This is a genomic window from Polymorphobacter multimanifer (genome assembly GCF_014205635.1).
GTDB lineage: Bacteria > Pseudomonadota > Alphaproteobacteria > Sphingomonadales > Sphingomonadaceae > Sandarakinorhabdus > Sandarakinorhabdus multimanifer.
Map to the genome: position 1 here is coordinate 1 of NZ_JACIIV010000041.1, position 18,615 is coordinate 18,615.

General features: G+C 64.4%; 19 protein-coding genes and 1 pseudogene. 9 read left to right on the plus strand and 11 right to left on the minus strand.

Going from position 1 to position 18,615, the window contains the following annotated elements:
- Positions 1 to 158, minus strand: a 158-nt coding sequence (locus FHS79_RS17250; protein ID WP_184202881.1) for a conjugal transfer protein TraD, incomplete at its 3' end; no start/stop codon positions are given.
- Between the two features lie 13 nt (positions 159 to 171).
- On the minus strand, positions 172 to 501 hold the full coding sequence (locus FHS79_RS17255; protein WP_184202883.1) for a conjugal transfer protein TraD: 330 nt from the start codon (positions 499 to 501) through the stop codon (positions 172 to 174).
- Positions 502 to 677: 176 nt separating this feature from the next.
- Between FHS79_RS17255 and traA the strand changes: the two genes are divergently transcribed.
- The gene (traA, locus tag FHS79_RS17260) at positions 678 to 3,593 is read left to right on the plus strand and encodes a Ti-type conjugative transfer relaxase TraA (protein ID WP_184202885.1); all 2,916 of its coding nucleotides are present in this window, start codon (positions 678 to 680) and stop codon (positions 3,591 to 3,593) included.
- Between the two features lie 10 nt (positions 3,594 to 3,603).
- Positions 3,604 to 4,296, plus strand: a complete 693-nt coding sequence (locus FHS79_RS17265; RefSeq protein ID WP_341534479.1) for a DUF6118 family protein — start codon at positions 3,604 to 3,606, stop codon at positions 4,294 to 4,296.
- Between the two features lie 56 nt (positions 4,297 to 4,352).
- On the opposite strand, the gene FHS79_RS17270 is transcribed toward FHS79_RS17265, so the two are convergent.
- From FHS79_RS17270 to FHS79_RS17285, 4 genes are read right to left on the minus strand one after another with little or no spacing between them, the layout of a single operon-like run.
- Complete coding sequence (locus tag FHS79_RS17270; RefSeq protein WP_184202889.1) at positions 4,353 to 4,742, minus strand: DUF3325 domain-containing protein; 390 nt, start codon at positions 4,740 to 4,742, stop codon at positions 4,353 to 4,355.
- Positions 4,743 to 4,746: 4 nt separating this feature from the next.
- Positions 4,747 to 6,300: a PepSY-associated TM helix domain-containing protein gene (locus FHS79_RS17275; RefSeq protein WP_207792428.1), complete on the minus strand. Its 1,554-nt coding sequence runs from the start codon at positions 6,298 to 6,300 to the stop codon at positions 4,747 to 4,749.
- A gap of 1 nt (position 6,301) precedes the next feature.
- Positions 6,302 to 6,604 (minus strand): iron uptake protein, encoded by a 303-nt coding sequence (locus FHS79_RS17280; protein ID WP_184202891.1) that lies wholly within the window; start codon positions 6,602 to 6,604, stop codon positions 6,302 to 6,304.
- 1 nt (position 6,605) lies between these two features.
- A complete protein-coding gene (locus FHS79_RS17285) occupies positions 6,606 to 8,693 on the minus strand; it encodes a TonB-dependent receptor (protein WP_184202893.1) in 2,088 nt (695 codons plus the stop codon).
- Positions 8,694 to 8,918: 225 nt separating this feature from the next.
- On the opposite strand from FHS79_RS17285, the gene FHS79_RS17290 reads away from it, so the two are divergent.
- The 5 genes from FHS79_RS17290 (at position 8,919) to FHS79_RS17310 (ending at position 11,317) form a co-directional block, all read left to right on the plus strand.
- Positions 8,919 to 9,467, plus strand: coding sequence for a recombinase family protein (locus tag FHS79_RS17290; RefSeq protein ID WP_184202895.1), 549 nt, complete (start codon positions 8,919 to 8,921; stop codon positions 9,465 to 9,467).
- Between the two features lie 75 nt (positions 9,468 to 9,542).
- Positions 9,543 to 9,824, plus strand: coding sequence for a type II toxin-antitoxin system RelB/DinJ family antitoxin (locus FHS79_RS17295; RefSeq protein WP_184202897.1), 282 nt, complete (start codon positions 9,543 to 9,545; stop codon positions 9,822 to 9,824).
- On the plus strand, positions 9,793 to 10,113 hold the full coding sequence (locus tag FHS79_RS17300; RefSeq protein WP_184202899.1) for a type II toxin-antitoxin system YafQ family toxin: 321 nt from the start codon (positions 9,793 to 9,795) through the stop codon (positions 10,111 to 10,113). Before FHS79_RS17295 ends, FHS79_RS17300 begins: the two co-directional genes overlap by 32 nt.
- Before the next feature lie 282 nt (positions 10,114 to 10,395).
- Positions 10,396 to 11,031: an AAA family ATPase gene (locus tag FHS79_RS17305; protein WP_184202901.1), complete on the plus strand. Its 636-nt coding sequence runs from the start codon at positions 10,396 to 10,398 to the stop codon at positions 11,029 to 11,031.
- 25 nt (positions 11,032 to 11,056) lie between these two features.
- A complete protein-coding gene (locus tag FHS79_RS17310; RefSeq protein ID WP_184202903.1) occupies positions 11,057 to 11,317 on the plus strand; it encodes a hypothetical protein in 261 nt (86 codons plus the stop codon).
- A 4-nt stretch (positions 11,318 to 11,321) separates the two neighbouring features.
- On the opposite strand, the gene FHS79_RS17315 is transcribed toward FHS79_RS17310, so the two are convergent.
- The 3 genes from FHS79_RS17315 to FHS79_RS17325 form a co-directional block, all read right to left on the minus strand.
- A complete protein-coding gene (locus FHS79_RS17315) occupies positions 11,322 to 12,419 on the minus strand; it encodes a replication initiator protein A (protein ID WP_184202905.1) in 1,098 nt (365 codons plus the stop codon).
- Positions 12,420 to 12,902: 483 nt separating this feature from the next.
- A complete protein-coding gene (locus FHS79_RS17320) occupies positions 12,903 to 14,165 on the minus strand; it encodes a serine hydrolase domain-containing protein (RefSeq protein WP_207792429.1) in 1,263 nt (420 codons plus the stop codon).
- 53 nt (positions 14,166 to 14,218) lie between these two features.
- Positions 14,219 to 14,854: a recombinase family protein gene (locus FHS79_RS17325; protein WP_184202907.1), complete on the minus strand. Its 636-nt coding sequence runs from the start codon at positions 14,852 to 14,854 to the stop codon at positions 14,219 to 14,221.
- 129 nt (positions 14,855 to 14,983) lie between these two features.
- On the opposite strand from FHS79_RS17325, the pseudogene FHS79_RS19040 reads away from it, so the two are divergent.
- Positions 14,984 to 15,421, plus strand: a pseudogene (locus FHS79_RS19040) (DUF4158 domain-containing protein); the annotation flags it as partial.
- Positions 15,422 to 16,404: 983 nt separating this feature from the next.
- On the plus strand, positions 16,405 to 17,952 hold the full coding sequence (locus FHS79_RS19045) for a Tn3 family transposase (protein WP_341534480.1): 1,548 nt from the start codon (positions 16,405 to 16,407) through the stop codon (positions 17,950 to 17,952).
- A 206-nt stretch (positions 17,953 to 18,158) separates the two neighbouring features.
- Here FHS79_RS19045 and FHS79_RS17335 read toward each other — a convergent pair whose 3' ends face one another.
- The gene (locus FHS79_RS17335; protein ID WP_184202909.1) at positions 18,159 to 18,455 is read right to left on the minus strand and encodes a hypothetical protein; all 297 of its coding nucleotides are present in this window, start codon (positions 18,453 to 18,455) and stop codon (positions 18,159 to 18,161) included.
- Positions 18,455 to 18,615 (minus strand): conjugal transfer protein TraD (locus FHS79_RS17340; RefSeq protein WP_184202911.1); only part of this gene is annotated, 161 nt, incomplete at its 5' end. The genes FHS79_RS17340 and FHS79_RS17335, both read right to left, overlap by 1 nt.

Sequence of the window (18,615 nt, forward strand, 5' to 3'; positions counted from 1 at the left end):
AGCACGTCCCCGGCATCACCGCCACGCGCGCGGCCGGCGAGATCGAGCAGCGCGCCATAGAGTGTCGCGCGATCGTCGTCGGTCAGCTCGACCAGACCGGCTTTCTGGACCAGCCCGCCCAACTCGATCAGGTGGCGCGTTCGTTCACGGCGTTGCACGACCCAAGCCCTGCTATCCGTTCGTCGTTGCGCCGCTTCCGTCCGCAGCGTCGCCGCCCGGTTCAGTCGAAGTGCCCGATCCGTCGATCGCAGCAACGCCGCCACCCTTGCGCCCGCGCCGCTGAAAGAAGGCAGCGCCCTTCGCACGCCATGCCTCCTTCGCGCTCGCATCCTTCGATCCGATCGCATCGAGCAGGACGCCGGCAAGGGTTTCCGCATTAAGCGCATCGGCCCCGGTCGCGGCGACGAGCTGGCCGAGCTGTTCGACCCGCTTCGCCTTGAGCGCACGGGCCTTGTCGCCCAACGCCTTTAGTTCGGCATCGTAATCGCGAACCTTCCGCATCGTTCTTACCCTTTCGCACATCGCCAGCCGGTATATTAGCGCGCTCGACAGCGGCAGTAAAATTGGATGGTCGCAAAACGCACACAGTCAGTCACGAGAAGCGAAGCGGATTGTGAGTGCGCGCTTATAGAACGGCGTTGCCGATCTGCACGAAGAAGGGTAGTGAGCGGCTTACGATGGCGATCTACCACTTCTCCGCCAAGATCATCAGCCGCAAGGCAGGCAGCAGCGCGGTCGCAAGCGCGGCCTACCGTGCCGCCGAGCGGCTGCACGACGACCGGCTGAACCGCAATCACGACTTCACCAACAAGGCGGGGGTCATCCACTCCGAGGTGATGTTGCCCGAGGGCGCGCCGGAGCGTTTGTCCGACCGAACGACCTTGTGGAATGAAATCGAGGCGAAGGAGAAGCGTTACGACGCGCAGTTGGCGCGAGAGGTGGAGTTCTCGATCCCGCGCGAGATGAACGAGACGCAGGGCGTGCAGCTGGCGCGCGACTTCGTGCAGCGTGAGTTCGTGAAGCGCGGGATGGTCGCGGACCTCAACGTGCATTGGGACAAGGCGGCGGACGGCAGCCCTAAGCCACACACGCATGTCATGTTGTCGATGCGCGGTGTAGGCCAGCAAGGGTTCGGCAATAAGGTTGCCGACTGGAACGACCGGGGGCTGTTGAAAGACTGGAGGGAGGCATGGGCCGCGCACGTCAACGAACGTATGGCGGAGCTACTGCTTGAGGGGCGGATCGACCATCGTTCCTATGCCGATCTGGGGATCGAGCTGGAGCCGCAACATAAGATAGGCCCGGCCGCATCGCGCCGTCCAAGCCAAGGGCTTGAGTCCGAGCGGATTGAGGATCACGCGCGCATCGCTCGTGAGAACGGCGATAAGATTGTCGCCAACCCGGGAATAGCGCTCGACGCCATCACCCGCAGCCAATCGACGTTCACTTGGCGGCACCTCGCGACGTTCGCGTTCCGGCACAGCGACGGCAAGGAGCAGTTCGACCAGGTGATGGGGGCAGTGCGCGCCAGCCCCGAGCTGGTCGCATTGGGCAAGGACGGGCGCGACCAGGAGCGGTTCACGTCGCGCGAGATGATCGCGGTGGAGGCGCGGCTTGAGCGTGCCGGTGACGAGCTGGCGGGGCGGAGCGAGCATGGCGTCGCCGATCGGCATCGTGACGCTGCGCTCCGTGCGGCAGAGGGGCGGGGGCTTGTCCTGTCCGGTGAGCAGCGCGGCGCCTTCGATCATGTCACCGGCAGCGCCGGGCTGGCGTCGGTTGTCGGCTATGCGGGTTCGGGCAAGTCGGCGATGCTTGGCGTCGCGCGCGAGGCCTGGGAGGGGCAGGGCTACACGGTGCGCGGCGCGGCGTTGTCGGGCATCGCGGCCGAGAACCTTGAGGGCGGGTCGGGCATCGCGTCGCGGACCATCGCCAGTCTGGAACATGCATGGGGGCAGGGGCGCGAGCAGCTAGGCCCCAGGGACGTGCTGGTGGTGGACGAGGCGGGCATGATCGGCTCGCGTCAGATGGAGCGTGTGCTATCGGCCGCGCGCGACGCCGGAGCCAAGGTGGTGCTGGTCGGTGACCCCGAGCAGTTGCAGGCGATCGAGGCCGGTGCTGCGTTCCGCAGCATCACCGAACGCCACGGCGCGGCCGAGATCACCGAGATCAGGCGGCAGCGCGAAGACTGGCAGAAGGAAGCCACCAAGGCGTTTGCCACGGGCCGGACAGCCGAGGCGCTGCATGCCTATGACGCGCACGACATGGTCCATGCGGCCGAGACGCGCGAAGCGGCGCGGGCGGCGCTGGTCGACGGTTGGGATCGGCAGCGCCAGGCCGAGCCGGGAAGCACACAGATCATCTTCACGCACACCAACGCCGAGGTCCGCGAGCTGAACATCGAGGCGCGTGAGCGGATGCGCGCGACCGGCGACCTGGGCGCGGACGTTGGCGTCAGGGTGGAGCGGGGCGACCGCCAGTTCGCGACCGGCGACCGCTTGATGTTCCTTCGCAACGACCGGGGCATGGCCGTGAAGAACGGCACGCTTGGCATCATCGAGGACGTCACCCCCGACCGCATGAAGGTCCGGCTCGACAATGGACGGAGCGTCGCGTTCGACGTGAAGGACTATGCGGCGGTCGATCACGGGTTCGCGGCGACGATCCACAAATCGCAGGGGGTGACGGTCGATCGCGCGCATGTCCTCGCCACTCCCGGCATGGACCGGCACTCGACTTACGTCGGCATGTCGCGGCATCGCGACGCGCCGGCGCTGCATTATGGCCGCGACGACTTTGCCGATCAGGACCGGCTTGTTCGTGCGCTGTCGCGCGAGCGGAGCAAGGACATGGCGAGCGATTACGCCAAGCCCGAGCAGGACCAGGTGCGCGCGTTCGCCGAGCGGCGCGAGATCCGGTTCGTGGGATCCGCGCGCCAGGTGGTGGAGAAGGTGCAGGCGAAGGCGCGGGGCATGTTCGACGGGTTCAGGCCGAAGCCGGCGTCGCCCGATCGCGCCGAAGCGCTGGTCGGGCGGGACCCCGCCCAGGGCAGCCTCGGTCAATCGAGGGTGATCGAGCGGTTCGCACGGGCCACGACCGACATCGAGCGGATGAAGGGTAAGGGGTTGCCAGTGCTTCCTTACCAGGAGCAGGCACTGGCGAAGGCTGGCGATGCGCTCGACCAGATACGGCCCCATGCGGCGCGCGACCTCGCGTCCGCGCTGGCGCGCAACCCGCAGCTCGCGCGCGACGCAGCCGAGGGGAATACGGGCGGTGCGGCGCGTGCGATGGCGGAAGAGCAACGCGTGCGGCTCGACCCTGAGCTTCGCGCCGACCGCTTCGTGAAAGGCTGGCAGGCCATGCAGCGCGGCCGTGCCGACCTGGAGCGGGCGGGCGACAAGGAGGGCGCGGAGCGGATGCGCGGACGCATGGAGACGATTGCCGGTAGCCTGCACCGCGACCCGCAGCTTGAATCGGTATTGCAGCGACGCGCCCCCGAACTCGGGTTGCAGATCGGCCGTGACCGCATGGTGAGCCACGAGCTGACCCGCTCGCTTGCCATCGGCCGCGAGCGCGACCGTGGCATGAGCCGCTAGGAGGCATATGATGAGCGAGGAACAGCCCCAGGACGGCGATGCGGCGGAGGCGTTCGAGCGTTTGCGCGGCGAGGTGGCGCTGATGCGCCGCGCCGTGGAGGGCATGGCGACCGAGCGCGCGACCATCGACGCACCCGATTATTCCGAAACGCTGGGGCGGATGGCGAACAACATCACCGCCATCGCGCAGCGGGTCGATATTCTGGCGAAGAGTCCCGCCTTGGGGATGACGCCCGAGCAGATGACCGCACGGATCACGGCGGCGGGAAGCGATGCACGGCGAAGCGATCAGCAGATCATCGCCGAGGCGAGTTCCGGGCTGGACCAGGCGACGCGCCAGCTCGCCGGCGTGGTGGCGTCGGCGCGGTGCGGCGACGAGCAGAACCGGTGGCTGGCGGGCGCGGGCATCGGCGGCGCGATCGTCGGCATGGCTTTATGGGTGGCGTTTGCCGGGCCGATCGCGCGCGCCGTGCCGGAAAGCTGGCTATGGCCCGAACGGATAGCGGCGCGGGCGGTCGATCGGCCGATGTGGGATGCGGGCCAGCGGTTGATGACCGTTGCCAACCCGGAGGCGTGGCGGGGGATCGTCGCGGGCGATCAGATCGTGCGAGCGAACCAGGACACGATCGAGCGATGCCGGAAAGCGGCGACGAAAGCGAAGAAATCGACAAGATGCACGATCAGGGTAGGTGCCGATTCCTGATCGCTCGGGATTGCGGAACCCGCCGATCGGCGCGAGGCCTCGGCAAGCCGGGCTGCTCATTCCGCCGGAGCTGGTTCCTTATGGCGTATCCGGTTGGGCATCGACGGCGCTGTGACGGGCGATCGGTCGCGGGTGACGGCAGAACGCAGGATCATCCGCAGGAGCGGTTTTTGCCACGTCAATGTGGCGACGGCCGCCATGCCGGTGATCGTGAGCGCCACGGTCCACAGGATCGAGCCGAACGCCGGTCCGTCGCGCAGCAGCGCCAGCGTCAGGCTCGCGACCAGCAACGCGGTTCCGGCGATGCGGAAGGCCCGGCGCGGAGGCTGGCGACGCACCGGTGCGTTCAGCACCAGATTCCAGTTCGAGGTCTGGCCGAGCGCAAGCAGCAGGAACCCCGCATAGGGGGACGCAAAAACGCCGATCAGGAGGATTGCTTCGCGCATCGTCCTACTCTGCCGGTGCCAGCGCCGCGACGGGCGTGGCAGCCTTGCGCCCGCTCAGCCGCAGCGCCGTCAGCACGGCGACCGCCCCGCCCGCCAGCATTACGAGGTCCATGCCCGCAACGCCCCATTGCCCGCGCAGCGCGGCGTGGATCGGATGATCGCCTGTAGTGATCGCATTCAGGATCACCGCCAGCACCGCGCCGGTTGCGATGGCCCAGCTCTGATCGACCCAGGCTCTGCGCGGGCGTAGCCACCCATGGGCGAAGGTGCCGATCCAGATCAGGTAGAAGGCCCACATCTCCAGGCCCGCGCGTCCCTCGATGCCCAGCGGCAGCAGCCGGTTGGCGATCAGGAAACCAAGCGTGGCGATGACGATGCCGGTGGTCGATCCGACCGCCAGTCCCTCGACGACCGCGACACCGCGCAGGCCGAGCTTGGCGTGCTTCTTGCGCCGCGATTGCACCCAGAACAGGAAGCCGGTGGCGATCAGCACGCAGCCCATCAGCCCGCAGACGAAGTAGAGCCAGCGCAGCGTCCAGTGGCGGAACTGGATGAAGTGGATGCCCGAGATGAAGCGTTGCGCGGTCATCACCGCTTTGTCGGTGCGGAACTCGTTCAGCACCCGCCCGGTAGGCCCGTCGAAGTAAATCTTGTCGAGGCTCATGGTGACGCCGCGATCATAGGGCCGGCGCATTTCGACATAGGCATTGGCGTCGCCGGGGTTCTTGACCCGCACGAAGTAGGGCGCTTCGCCGTCCCAGCGGCGCTTGGCTTCGGCCTGCATCGCGTCGAGCGAAGCAAGGCCGCCAGGGCGACCGGCCTTTTCGCGCTCGAAATCGCCGTAAGCATCGCGCTCGAAGGCCGCCTTGTCGCCGCCGTAGACGATCGACTGCGGCGTCGGCATGTAGATCGAGAAGAAGATTATGAGGCCAGACAGGGCCATGACGATGTTGAACGGCAGCCCGAGCACCCCGGTGACATTGTGCAGATCGAGCGTCGTGCGTTGCGGTTTGCGGACGATCCGCAGCGTGAAAAAATCGGCAAACAGCTTCTTGTGAATGATCACGCCAGAGACCGAGAGCACCAGCATGGCCATCGCGGCAATACCAACCAGCCAGTAGCCCAGATCGAAGGCGCGCAGGTGCAGGCTGAAATGGAACGGGAAGAAGAACCCCGTGCCGCCCAGACTCCCCGGATCGTCGAGCAGCGCGCCCGTTGCGGGATCGACATGGCGCACATCGTTGATATCGCGCTCCTCTTCATAGACGCGTAACTGCATGGTCGGTACGCGCTCGGTCGGGAGCACCACCGACCATTGATCGACATCGCGTGCCATCCGATCGGCAATGGGTTTGAGCGCATCCAGCGAGGCCACTTCCGTTTGCGCGATCCGCGTCATCGGCATCATCCAGCGATCGATCTCACGGTCGAAAACGCTAAGCGTGCCCATCCAGAAGATCGCAAAAAGCACGCCGCCGATTACCACCCCCGCCCAGGTGTGAAGCTGATTCATCGCCAAGCGGAAGCTGCCGGGTTCTCCCTTGTCTTGTGCGTTCATCTCAGGTTCCCGCGAGCGGCGGCAACAGCGTCGCCAGCATCATCGCCCCGACATGGCTGGCGAGCGCCGCCCCGCCCAGCACAGCCCACAGTCGCGCCATCCGCTGCTCCGCCCAGCCCCATATGATGATCGCGGCATACGCGATGAAGCCGATCATGCTGGTCAGCAAAACCGCCTCACTACGCGCCATGCAAGATAGCAAAACGAGCATCATCGAGGCGAGCGCCACGCCGCCCGCCGTCGCCGCATAGCCGCCGACGACGGTCGCGACGATGCGGGAAATAGTTCGAAGGGCATTGGGCATCTTAGAATTCAGCGCTGAGGGACAGGCGGACAGTGCGCGGCGAGGACAGCAACAAGCCGCCACCCGAGTTCACGCTCCAATAGCCATCGTTCAGGATGTTCTCGACCGACAGGCGCGCGGTCAGCCGGGTGTCGCCTGCGTCGAACGCATAGCGCGCACCGGCATCCACTCTGGTCGAGCTTTCAACGCGCTGTGTGTTGGCGAGATCGGCAAATTGCGGGCCTTTGTAGATCAGCCCGCCGTTGATTGTCAGCCCCGGAAGCGGCGCGATATCGGCATCGACGAACAGGGTGCCGGTCCATTCGGGAACGCCCAGCGGGCGGTTGCCCTTCAGCGCAGGGTTGCCGTTGTCGATGGTCGCATCCAGATAGGTGATGCCGCTGATGACGCGCACGTCACGCCTTATGGACCCTTGCAGTTGCAGTTCCGCGCCCCGATGTGTCTGGCGGCCATCCTGGACAAAGAAGCGCGCGGCATTGATGAACTCCAGCGGGCGCGAAATCTCGAACACGGCTGCGGTCGCAAGCAGGCCGCCAAGGTCGATCTTGCCGCCTAGCTCATATTGTCGGGTAATGCCCGGTGGCAGTGTCTCGTTGGCGTTGATCGCGGCGACGGGCGCAGTGCCGCCTCGTTCAAGCCCTTCGGTGTAGCTTGCGTAGATAGTGCTGTTCACGGTCGGCTTGAACGACAACGCACCGAAGGGCGAGGTGCGACCGTCGTCAAACTGGGCAAAGAATGTGTCGAGCTTTATATCGACCTTCCGCACGCCCGCCAGCACGCTCAGCCGCTCATCGAACCAGCGCTGTTCGGCCATGCCGACCCAGCCGCGAACTTCGGTGATGTTGATGCCCGATGGATTGGCACCTTGCGGTGCAGCCGGAGCGGGCACGTACACCGGATTGAAGAGGTTGCTGGTGATTGGAGCGAGCGGGGTAGCACCGGCAAAGCCAAAGAAATATGTGTCGGATAGGGTATAGCCGGCGGTAAGCAAGGTTTGCCCGCCCAATGCAGAAAATTTGCCTTTCAGCAAGAACTGGCCAGCCTCGATATCGTTGTTTGGCTGATAAGAACGAAATGGAAAGCTGACGATGGTCCCGGCATTGTCAGTGACCTCGCCAAAGGCAGAGTAATAGCCATTATCCCTGTCGCCATCGATCTTGCCATAACCGGCTTGTACCGACCAACCGGGCACGAACTCCCATCGTGCCTGCGCCGTCCAGCGTACGCCCGACTGTTCGATGAAGGTCCAGGGCTGGAGGTAATTGCGCTTGAGGTCAGGGATGCGCGGCACTGCGACACCGGCGGCCAGGAACACATCGTCGCGATAGCCATCGGTCCGGTCGCGAAATCGCTGCAATTCCAGCGATAGGTAGAGTGTGTCGCTGGGCTTCCAGTCGGTGAATAGCGCGAAGTTCTCGGTCCGGCGCTGGAGTTGATCGACCGCGCCATTGCCAGACTGGTAATAGCCGTTGAAGCGCACGCCAAACTGCTGGTTAGCGCCGAAACGCCGTGAAAAATCGACACCCGCCAGCGGGCTGTCGCTTTGATAGCCGACATAGGCCTCATTAACCGGCGCATCGCCTGGGCGCTTTGGCACCAGATTAATCGCGCCGCCGACGCCGCCGAACGGCGATGCCCCGGCAAGAAACGCATTGGCGCCGCGAAACACCTCGACCCGCTCCAGATTGGCGACGGAGAGATAGCCGTCGTTCAGCGTCAGGCCGGGGATACCGTCGTACATGTACGCACCGCGTCCGACGAAGAAGCCGCGAATGGCAAAGCCATCCTGAGGTCCTGCCGGATTGCTGTCGGCGCTGACCGAAGGATCGCGCACCAGCACATCGGAGAGGCTGCGCGCGCCAGTGTTGCGGATCAATGCCTCTGTGAAGGACGTGACCGAGAAGGGCGTGTCGAGGATCGGACGTTCACCCAGAATGCCGAGACTGGTTTTGTTTCCGATTCCGGTGTCGGTCAGGCGTGTGCCGGTGACGATGATGTCTTCGACCTTCGCTGCTTCGTCATCGTCAGGGCGGTCCTGCGCTACGGCGGGTGCTGTGAAGTACGAGGCCGCAAGCAGCGCCCCTATCATCGTCGAACGTCTCACGCGGCGCATTCATCTCTACCCACTTGCGAATGGTTCGCAATCGGTAGTGCGCGGCGCTATTGCAAGTCAATCGCAGACTGCGGGGGCTTTGGTTTTTTCGTCACCACCATCCAGCTGGTCTGATGCAGAAATCAAAACTTTTGCATCAGATCGAAAAGCCAGCAAATCCGGCCCCTTCCCTGATGCACAAATCTGATGCACGATTCGTGCATGATTTACGGCTATGCGCGCGTCTCCACCAATGGCCAGGACCTGGCCCAGCAGCTCGCCCAGCTACAGGCCGCAGGCTGCACAAAAATTTACCGCGAGAAGCTCAGCGGCGCGTCGGCCGAGCGGCCACAGCTCAAGCGCGCGATCGGCGCGCTCGACCCCGGCGACGTGTTGATGGTGTCGGCGATCGACCGTCTTGCTCGCAACACCCGCGACCTATTGAATATCCTTCACGCAGTGAAGGAGGCCGGTGCGGGGTTCCGCTCGATCGCCGAGCCGATGGTGGACACGACCTCGCAGTTCGCCGACGTGATTATCGCGGTGTTGGGAATCGCGGCGAGCTATGAACATGCGCGGATCACCGAACGCACCGCTGCCGGGCGCACCCAGGCCAGAGCGCGGGGCGTCAAGTTCGGCCGCAGGACCGCCCTCACCCCGCATCAGCAGGCCGAGGCGCTGCGCAAGCTCGATGCTGGCGACACGCAGCGCACCGTCGCTGCGCTGTTCAACGTCAGCCAGGCGACGATATCGCGACTCACGGGCCGGTGAAGGTGTTCGTTCAAGCGGCAGGATTGATAATGTTGCTCAATTGAGCTACAGTAAAAACGATCACGGGAGGTTATCATGGCCGCTACGGCTTTCGTGCGTGCGCGCATCGATGAAACATTGAAAGATGAGGCCGCCGCCGTGCTGGCCGAGCTGGGATTGACCGTCTCCGACGTCGTTCGCATGACGCTCACGCGGGTTGCGAAGGATCATGCCCTGCCGTTCGAGTTGAAGGTGCCCAACGCCGAGACCCGCGCCGCAATGCAGGAATCGCGGGCTTCGATAAAGGCTCGTCGCACCCGTTTCACCGATCCGCAGGAATTGTTCGATGCCCTCGACGAAGAAGCCCGCCAGCAGTAAGCGGGCCTCGCTTCCGAGAGAGGCGTCCTACGAGAAGAAGTTCGTCAAGGATTGGGAGCGACTATCCCGCAGCGGGCGCTACAATATGAAGCAGCTCAAAGAGGCGATGATGATCCTTGTCGCCAACGACGACCCGCTTGGCCCGGAATGGTTGGATCACGCGCTCAAAGGCGAATGGAACGATCACCGCGAATGCCATATCGGCGGTGACTTTCTATTGATCTACACGATCTCCGAGAATCTGATCAATTTCGTTCGAGCCGGGACTCACGCGGAGCTGTTTGAGTAGATCGGCGGTTTTGCGGACGCGCCCGGTCGGGCCGCGCTCTATCTCCACTCCGCTACGACGGAGCCGCAAAGCGTCTCCGCCCTGCGGGCAACGATCGCTCGCGCGGGACCCGTCCAAGCCCCCTGCCCTGTCGCGAACGTCTGCGCGCATGAAACTCTCGATCAGGAAGAGAAAGGCCATAGGCCGGACGGTTGAGCGCGTAAGAAGGCAAAAGAATGTATATCGTTTCGATCCACATATGATACTAGAAAGACAGCATGGCGAAATCGGAGTGAATGTAGAATGATACTGGTTGTAGGGAACACCAAGGGTGGCGTCGGCAAGACCACGCTCGCGGTCAACCTCGCCATCGCGCGAGCGTCAGCCGGTCGCGACCTGCTGTTGGTGGACGGCGATGAACAAGGCACCGCCCTCACGTTCACCCAGCTTCGCGCAGAACGGCTTGGCCAAGCCGGCTATACCGCCGTCGCGCTGACCGGCGCGGCGCTCCGCAGCCAAGTTCGCCAGCTAGCCAACAAATACAATGATATCATCATCGACGTTGGTGGGCGCGACACCGGCGCGTTGCGCGCCGCGCTGACGGTTGCTGACACGCTGCTGGTGCCGGTGCAGCCTCGCAGTTTCGATGTGTGGGCGCTTGACCAGATGGCGGCGCTGGTCGTTGAGGCGCGCGAGATCAACGAGGGCTTGCGGGCCGTCGCGATCCTAAACGGCGCAGACCCGCAAGGCGGCGACAATAATGCGGCCTTGGAGATGATTGACGACATTAAGGGAATCGATGTGCTGGCAACGTCGATCATTCGGCGCAAGGCGTTCCCGAATGCAGCGGCGGAGGGAAGGGCGGTGCTGGAACACACGCCCCGCGACGCCAAGGCGATCGAAGAATTGACCGCCTTGGTAGCCGCAGTATTTGTATAGCACCACGATATCGGAGTGAATGTAAATGGCTATCGCTCGTAAACCAGACAGCAAGCCGAGGCCGAGCGGGGAAGACAAGGCGGCGGATGCCTTCATTTCTGGCGCTACCAAGCCAATTGCGACGCCGATCGCGACCGAGGTGGAGACGCGCAAGGCTCCGGTGATGCTGCGCTTCGACCGGGCGTTGCTGGGACGGGTTGATGCTGCGGCGAAGCGGCGCGGCATCAGCCGTAGTGCATGGATACAGTTTACCGTCAGCCGCGCGCTCGATGCGGGCGAGGGATAAATGACTACCTAAGCGGGTGTTGCTTGTGGCGGTTGCGGCAGAATCCGATAAACGCGGCGCGGGGGCTTTTCAGTTCGGGCCGTCCACTGTCATTCCACCACGACACCCAGTCCTCATATAGCGAATAGACATCGTAGCCAGGCGCAGCCCCCTTGGCATCGTGGAAGCCTTCAGGGTCAATGAATGGACGTTCGGGTGGCGGCTCGTCCGGCGCTTCCAACGCATCGCGGTTGCGGAACGTCACAGTGTCGCCTGTCATCTCGACCACATAATCGGGCAGATGATTGTGCAGGACGAGTTCGCGCAGCATGGCTCGAAACACCCGGATATGGCTGCTGGCACCCGTCTTTTTGCGTAACGTCTCGGCCGATACCGACCACTTGTCCTGAGCGCCGCAATGCTTGCGGGCCAACTCATATATCCTTCGTTCGAGCGGCTTTCTTAGCCGGAAGTAATCCCGGTGCAGGGTGAGAACACTACGTCCCTCCACCATGCGCAGAAGCCAGTCGGACAGTGTGACCTTGATCTCCGACATCTGCCCTGACTTAGTTTTCCGAACGATCCGCCACTCGTTGATGAGACCAAATCCTTCGGTGATTTCCTCGCCATCGGCCTTGATGTTGGTAGTGATCCGCGTACCGGACAGGCGCTCGAAGGCACTTCGCAGGCGCTCATAGCCATCCCCATCGGTCTGGCGATTAGTCCACATCAGCAGGTCGCGGGCGGTCAGGTGCAAAGTGCGGCCCGGCTGCCCGCCCTGGTTCATCTTCGCGATGAGTTGCGAGATGCAGTAGATCAGGATGTCCTTATCGTGGATCGTCGCCAAGCCCTTCACACTCGGTACGATTTCGATGCGGTTGCCGTTGTGTTCGTAGCGAAACACGCGCCGATCGGGCTTGGTGGCGAGCGAGAAAATCGGATGCTCCATCGAGGCCATATCATCCTTGGGGATGGCGTCGAGAACATCGCAAATGAACAGATCAGGATCGGGGTAACGAACCGGCAGCAGGGCAGGGCGACCGTCTAACCCATTCGGGGTTTCATTGACGGCAAGCGGCAATTCGGGGTTTCGTTGACGGTGAGGCTCGATTCGGGGTTTCATTGACGGGAAGGTTATGTTCGGGGTTTCGTTGACGCAAGCATTAGATTCGGGGTTTCGTTGACGCAGATTCGGGGTTCTGGAATCGCCGATTCGGGGTTCCGTTGACGGCAAGGGGCTAAAAACGACCTATTATAATAACAATATCAAATACTTGCGCTTAGCCAATTTTTCCGTAACACTAGACTTAACTCATATATTAACACAAAGCCGCCTGTGGATAAAATTATCCACAGGCCCACAATGGTCGAAACAGCAAACTTGATGGAATCGGCCGATGGCCATGGAATCGGCCGATGGCCATGGAATCGGCCGATTCCATGGAATCGGCCGATGGCCATGGAATCGGCCGATGGCCGATGCGCTTCGTTTCGTGCCGCCTTCGGCGTCACAAGAGCGGCGCAAACGCCGCTGGCTATGCGGGAAGAAGTTGAAGAGGGTGGTGCCAGGATTGGGGACCGGTGAGAGAAGGCCCGAAAACGTACGCTAAGCTGCCCGGAGCCCGACTGGCCGCCAAACCCGCCAAGCGACGAAACCGGCGACCAGCAGAATGACGGTAGATCCGATGGCGATGCGTTGCAGGACGAGCATCCAAGACACGCCGACCATGCCGACTTCGCCTGTTCGCCAATATGTCCACTCGCCGGCAAGCCGGGACGCAAGCGACGGATCGCCCGTTTCGAGAGCGATGATCCCGTCACCGCTGGCGGGATCAAGGCGCGCGGCGGTGTTGATCGCGGGAGCGTTTCCGCCATCATGGCCAATGACGAACCCTCCTTTGCCATTCGGTACGTACAGGATCACCCCAAGGCCCCAATGGTCTTGGCCGAACAGGATGGCGTGCGGCTTGCGCATGAGTTCCAGCGTGCGGGGCGACAACACGCTCCGGCCGGGGAGTTCGCCGCCAGGGCCGGGCAGATGCGCCTGAATGAAGCGCGTGAGGTCCGCGGCCGAGGTGTAGAGAGAAGCCGCGCCGGCCGCGGTATAGCGGTGATGCGGCGCCTCCGATCCATCCTCGTCGTAGAAGGTGGCGAGTTGATCGGGTTCGGGCGGCCGATAGGTGGAACGGCGCATGCCCAGCGGGTCCAGCACGGCGCGCTGCATGTATGCCGCGAAGGGTTCCCCCGTGACATCCTCGATGACGAGCTGAAGGAGTGTGTAGCCACCCCCGGAGTAGCGCCAGCTCGAGCCCGGCTCAACGCCGACGCGGACGAAGCCGTCGGCACCAGGAGCGGCGTCGGCAGCCCGGTTCAACGAAGCTACAAGCGGCTGGACAGGCTTGCCGGGAGGAAAGCCGAGATACCCGAGCCCATCGGTCAGGCCCGCAGTATGGCTCAGCAACCTGCGGACCGTCACCGCGCTGTTGTCGTGGTTGCTGGGCGGCAGACGCCAGCGCTTGAAATACTTTTCGACAGGAGCGTCAAGGTCGAGCGAACCCGACTCCACTAGGGTCATCACACCCCAAGCGGTCACCCATTTGCTTAAGGAGGCAGCTTGGAAGAGCGTGTCGCGGTCAACAGGCTTGCCCTTGGACGCGAAGTGCTGGCCGAACACCTGGCCGTCCTCCAAGAGCACGAAGGCGACATTGCCCTCGTGGCCGGCCAGCGTTCGTTTCACGGCTGCGTGCATGAAGGCTTGCGGCGCGGGGCCGGAGAGCGGCTGCCGCCCCCAGCCTTGCAGGGTCGCTACGATCGCCAGCCCGCTCCAGACAGGCAGGGCGAGCAAGGTCCATCCGGCGACAGCAGACAAGCGCCTGACACGTCGGCTCGTTCTGACTCGGGCAACCAGCGAAACCAAACCGTTCATCGTGAGGATCCGGCTCGCTGTCCCAGCAGCTTCTCGCCGTCGGGCCTGATCTCACCCTTGGGGGTGACGTGCCGATAGAGCGTCTGCCTCGTCACGCCAAGCTCGGCGCAGAGGTCGGCGACCTTGGTGTCGGGCTTGCCCATCGCGGCTTGGGCGAGCCGCAGCTTAGCCGGCGTCATTTTGAACGGGCGCCCACCGTGCCGGCCGCGTGCACGCGCCGACGCCAACCCCGCGCGCGTGCGCTCAACGACTAGTTCGCGCTCGAACTCGGCAAGCCCTGCGAAGATCGCGAAGATAAGGCGGCCGTTGGCGGTGGTGGTGTCGATCGACGCGCCTTCGCCGGCGAGCACTTTCAGCCCCACCTCACGCCGGGTCAGGTCGCCGACCAAGTTCACGAGGTGGCGGAGGTCGCGGCCGAGCCGGTCGAGCTTCCAGACCACCAGCGTGTCGCCGCGCCGCAGTGCTTTGTGCGCAGCCGCGAGGCCAGGCCGGTCGTCGCGACGGCCGGACGCCGTGTCCTCGTAAATATGGTCCGCCTCGACCCCGGCGGCGGCGAGCGCGTCGCGCTGCAGGTCGTGGACCTGGCTGCCGTCCGCCTTGGACACCCGTGCGTAACCGATCTGTGTCGTCACATATACGTCCGTCTGCGTGACGGAGCGGCATTGCCCGTCGACCCATCTCCATAATGTCACATAACCCGTCTTGTGGTCTATGCTCCGTGAACAGGTTCACCTTTCTGTTTCGTGACGAACAGGAAACCGATGCCGACCAAGACCATCCTGTCGCCCACGCAGCGCGCCGCGATCTTCGATCCACCAGCCGATCGCGCGACGATCGAACGGCTCTATACCCTCGGCTCCGACGATTTGGCACAGGTGGCGCGACGCCGGAGAGGTCCGAACCGGATCGGCTATGCCGTGCAGCTCTGTTACTTGCGCCATCCGGGCCGCGGGCTGTTGTCGGGTGAGGCAGTCCCCGACGCCATGCTGGCGCTGCTCGGCGAGCAGATCGGTTGTGCTGTCGATGACTTCACCGGCTATGCCGCACGCCCTACGACCCTGCGCGAGCATCGTGCCGAGATCGAAGCCCTGCTCGGTCTGCGCGCCTTCGAGCGGGTGGACGTGCGATCGATGCTGGCGCTGGGATCCGAGATCGCCGCCTCGACCGACCGGGGCGAGACGATCGTCGCCGGGATGGTCGACCGGCTGCGGACTGACCGGACCGTGCTGCCGGCGGCATCGACGCTGGAACGGCTTGCGCTGATCGTGCGGACACGGGCGCGCAAAGCGGCCCATGCCAATCTGATCCACGACTGTTCGGCTGAGCAGGAAGCCGCGCTCGAACATCTGATTGCCTCCGACGACCATGGCCGCACCCGGCTCGGGTGGGTTCGCGAGTGGCCGGAAGCGCCATCGGCTGCCAATCTGAAGGGGATCGTCGAACGGCTCGACGCGGTGCGCAGCATAGGGATCGCAGTTGATCGGGCGCGGCGCATCCATGCCGCCCGCTACGCCGTCATCGCGCGGACGGCCGGTATCGTCACCGCGCAGCACCTCCGGCGTCTCGAACGCCCGCGTCGCCTCGCCATGCTCATCGCCTCCATGATCGAGATGGAGGCGGCGCTGACCGACGCGGCGTTGGTCATGTTAGAGAAGATGGTGGGCGCGCTGTTCCGCCGCGCCGACCGCAGCCGGTCCGACCGGCTGCTCGGTCAGGCGCGGATGCTGAAGGACACGGCGCGTTTCCATGCCCGGCTCGGTCGCCTGCTGGTCGATGCACGCTCAACCGGACTGGATGCCTTCCGCGCGATCGACGATCGCATGGGTTGGGACCAGCTCGAACGCAGCATCCGCTTCGCCGAGGATCTCACCCGCTCGGCCGACGACGGCCTGGAAGAAGTAGTCGAGCGTTACCCCGCCGTCCGTCGGTTCGCGCCGACCTTTCTTGCCGCCTTTACCTTCCGCACCGCGCGGACGGGCGATCCGCTGCTCGGCGCGATCGAGGTGCTGCGAACGATGTATCGTGACGGTCGCTCCGTCCTGCCAAAACGGGTGCCGACCAGCTTCATCAAACCCCGCTGGCGCAAGATCGTACAGCCGGCCGAAGGTGCGATCGACCGCCGCGCCTATGAAATCGCGGTGATTGTCACCTTCGCGAACGGCTCGGCTCGGGCAGCATCTGGGTGGACGGCAGCCGGGCCTATCGCACCCTCGACGATTATCTGCTGCCGGTGCCTGCCTTCGAAACGATGCGCGCCGATGGCAACCTGCGCCTCGCCGTACCTTCCGGTTTCGCCGCATGGTATGAGGAGCGCCGCACCCTGCTGGCCGGGCGTATGACCGAGGTGGAACGCGCAGCCGCGACAGGCGAGCTGGTCGATGTGACGATCGAGCGTGGGCAATTGCTGATCTCGCCGATCCGGCGATCTCCGACTGACGACGCCGAGGCGCTGAAAGCCCGGCTCTACGCGATGCTGCCGCGTGTCCGCATCACCGACCTGCTGGTCGAGGTCGCCGCATGGTCGGGCTTCGCCGACCGCTTCGTCCATGCCCGCAGCGGCGCACCTGCCTCCGATCAGTCCGCATTGATGGGCGCGATCCTCGCCGACGCGACCAACCTGGGCCTTGGGCGCATGGCGGAAAGTTCACGCGGGCTGACGCTGCCGCGCCTGCGCTGGACGGCGGAATGGCATGTGCGCGACGAAACCTATCTGTCGGCGCTTGCGGCGATCGTCGATTGCCACACCACGCACCCGCTCGCCCAGGTTTGGGGACCGGGCGACACGTCGTCGTCGGACGGGCAATTCTTTCGCGCCGGCGGTCAGGGCGAGGCGCGCGCCGATCGCAATGCCCGCTACGGCACCGAACCCGGCGTGCTGTTCTACACCCATGTCACCGACCGCTTCACGCCGTTCCACACCAAGGTCATCGCCGCCAATGCCGGCGAGGCTGCCCATGTCCTCGACGGCCTGCTCGATCATGAGAGCGAACTGGTCATCCGTGAACACGCCACCGATACCGCCGGGGCGGTCGATCACGTCTTCGGCCTGTGCCATTTGCTCGGCTTCCGCTTCGCACCGCGTATACGCGATCTCAACGAGCGCCGGCTCTATGGCCTGTCCCCGCTCGATCCCTGGCCGACGTTGCGCCCGCTCGTCGCCGGCCCGGTCAACGTCCGCGCCATCGAGGAGAACTGGGACGAGACCCTGCGCCTTGCCGCATCGATCCGCGCCGGCACCGTCAGTGCCTCGGTCATGCTGCGCAAGCTGGCGGGTTTTCCGCGTCAGAACCCCGTCGCCCGCGCGCTGCGCGAGATCGGGCGCGTCGAGCGCACCCTGTTCATGCTCGACTGGTTCGACGATCCCGAGCAGCGACGCCGCACCGGCAGCATCCTCAACAAGGGCGAGGCCCGCAACGCGCTCGCCCGCGCCATCTTCTTCAATCGCCTCAGCGAACTGCGCGACCGCACATTCGAGAACCAGCGCCATCGCGCCTCCGGCCTGACCCTCGTCACCGCAGCCGTGACGCTGTGGAACACCGTCTATCTCGATCGAGCCGTCCGGCATCTACGCTGCAGCGGCGTCGACGTGCCGGACGAACTGCTCGCTCATGTCGCGCCGCTGGGCTGGGAGCATATCGGCCTCACCGGCGACTATCTCTGGGCCGAAATCGACAAACCCCGCGAGCGGTTCAGGCCGCTGCGCCTCCACCAGCAAGTCCGGGACGCTTAGCGTACGTTTTCGACCATCCTCTCACCGGTCCCCGGATTGCCCATCAGACCCGCCTAGGAACCGGCTGAGGGCAGGGGAGGGGCCTTCAACCCGTCACGGATGCTGATCACGGCGAACGTCACCAGCGGGGCTTAATCGGCCATGCCGTTCTCGGCTTGGCGCGGGCGGTGGGGGCGAGATTACGGGTGGCGCGACCGAGGCCCATGCTACCGGTTTTTCAGACCCGCCGCGACCATCGGCGTGACCGGCAGCGACCGATGGGCGTCGGGATGATCGAGCAGGCGGAGCAGGATTTGCGATACGAGGGAAGGAGACACACCTTCCTCAAGCATCATCTCGAAAAACGCATCCTCGTTCGGCGTCGGGGTCATGTCTTCGATCACGAGGTTGGCGCGGGAATCCTCCACGTCCTCGCGCCACATTTCGACTTCAGACGGCGTGCCGCGCGTGAACTCCATCGCCCGCACTTGCGCCCGGATTGCCTCAATATCGAAATCCGCCATCAGCTCGCCTCCGTCGTTTCCGCTTCCGCGTCGAACGCCCGTTTGCCGCGTCGTTTCCAGAGCGGCAGCACGTCCCCGGCATCACCGCCACGCGCGCGGCCGGCGAGATCGAGCAGCGCGCCATAGAGTGTCGCGCGATCGTCGTCGGTCAGCTCGACCA

What these genes read in the sequence shown, in the direction of transcription:
- FHS79_RS17255 (WP_184202883.1), bottom strand. Translation starts at nt 501, where the DNA reads ATGCGGAAGGTTCGCGATTACGATGCCGAACTAAAGGCGTTGGGCGAC.
- FHS79_RS17275 (WP_207792428.1), bottom strand. Translation starts at nt 6,300, where the DNA reads ATGAACGCACAAGACAAGGGAGAACCCGGCAGCTTCCGCTTGGCGATG.
- FHS79_RS17335 (WP_184202909.1), bottom strand. Translation starts at nt 18,455, where the DNA reads ATGGCGGATTTCGATATTGAGGCAATCCGGGCGCAAGTGCGGGCGATG.
- FHS79_RS17310 (WP_184202903.1), top strand. Translation starts at nt 11,057, where the DNA reads ATGGCTATCGCTCGTAAACCAGACAGCAAGCCGAGGCCGAGCGGGGAA.
- FHS79_RS17295 (WP_184202897.1), top strand. Translation starts at nt 9,543, where the DNA reads ATGGCCGCTACGGCTTTCGTGCGTGCGCGCATCGATGAAACATTGAAA.
- FHS79_RS17290 (WP_184202895.1), top strand. Translation starts at nt 8,919, where the DNA reads ATGATTTACGGCTATGCGCGCGTCTCCACCAATGGCCAGGACCTGGCC.
- FHS79_RS17300 (WP_184202899.1), top strand. Translation starts at nt 9,793, where the DNA reads ATGCCCTCGACGAAGAAGCCCGCCAGCAGTAAGCGGGCCTCGCTTCCG.
- FHS79_RS17285 (WP_184202893.1), bottom strand. Translation starts at nt 8,693, where the DNA reads ATGATAGGGGCGCTGCTTGCGGCCTCGTACTTCACAGCACCCGCCGTA.
- FHS79_RS17270 (WP_184202889.1), bottom strand. Translation starts at nt 4,742, where the DNA reads ATGCGCGAAGCAATCCTCCTGATCGGCGTTTTTGCGTCCCCCTATGCG.
- FHS79_RS17315 (WP_184202905.1), bottom strand. Translation starts at nt 12,419, where the DNA reads ATGAAACCCCGAATCGAGCCTCACCGTCAACGAAACCCCGAATTGCCG.
- traA (WP_184202885.1), top strand. Translation starts at nt 678, where the DNA reads ATGGCGATCTACCACTTCTCCGCCAAGATCATCAGCCGCAAGGCAGGC.
- FHS79_RS17265 (WP_341534479.1), top strand. Translation starts at nt 3,604, where the DNA reads ATGAGCGAGGAACAGCCCCAGGACGGCGATGCGGCGGAGGCGTTCGAG.
- FHS79_RS17305 (WP_184202901.1), top strand. Translation starts at nt 10,396, where the DNA reads ATGATACTGGTTGTAGGGAACACCAAGGGTGGCGTCGGCAAGACCACG.
- FHS79_RS17280 (WP_184202891.1), bottom strand. Translation starts at nt 6,604, where the DNA reads ATGCCCAATGCCCTTCGAACTATTTCCCGCATCGTCGCGACCGTCGTC.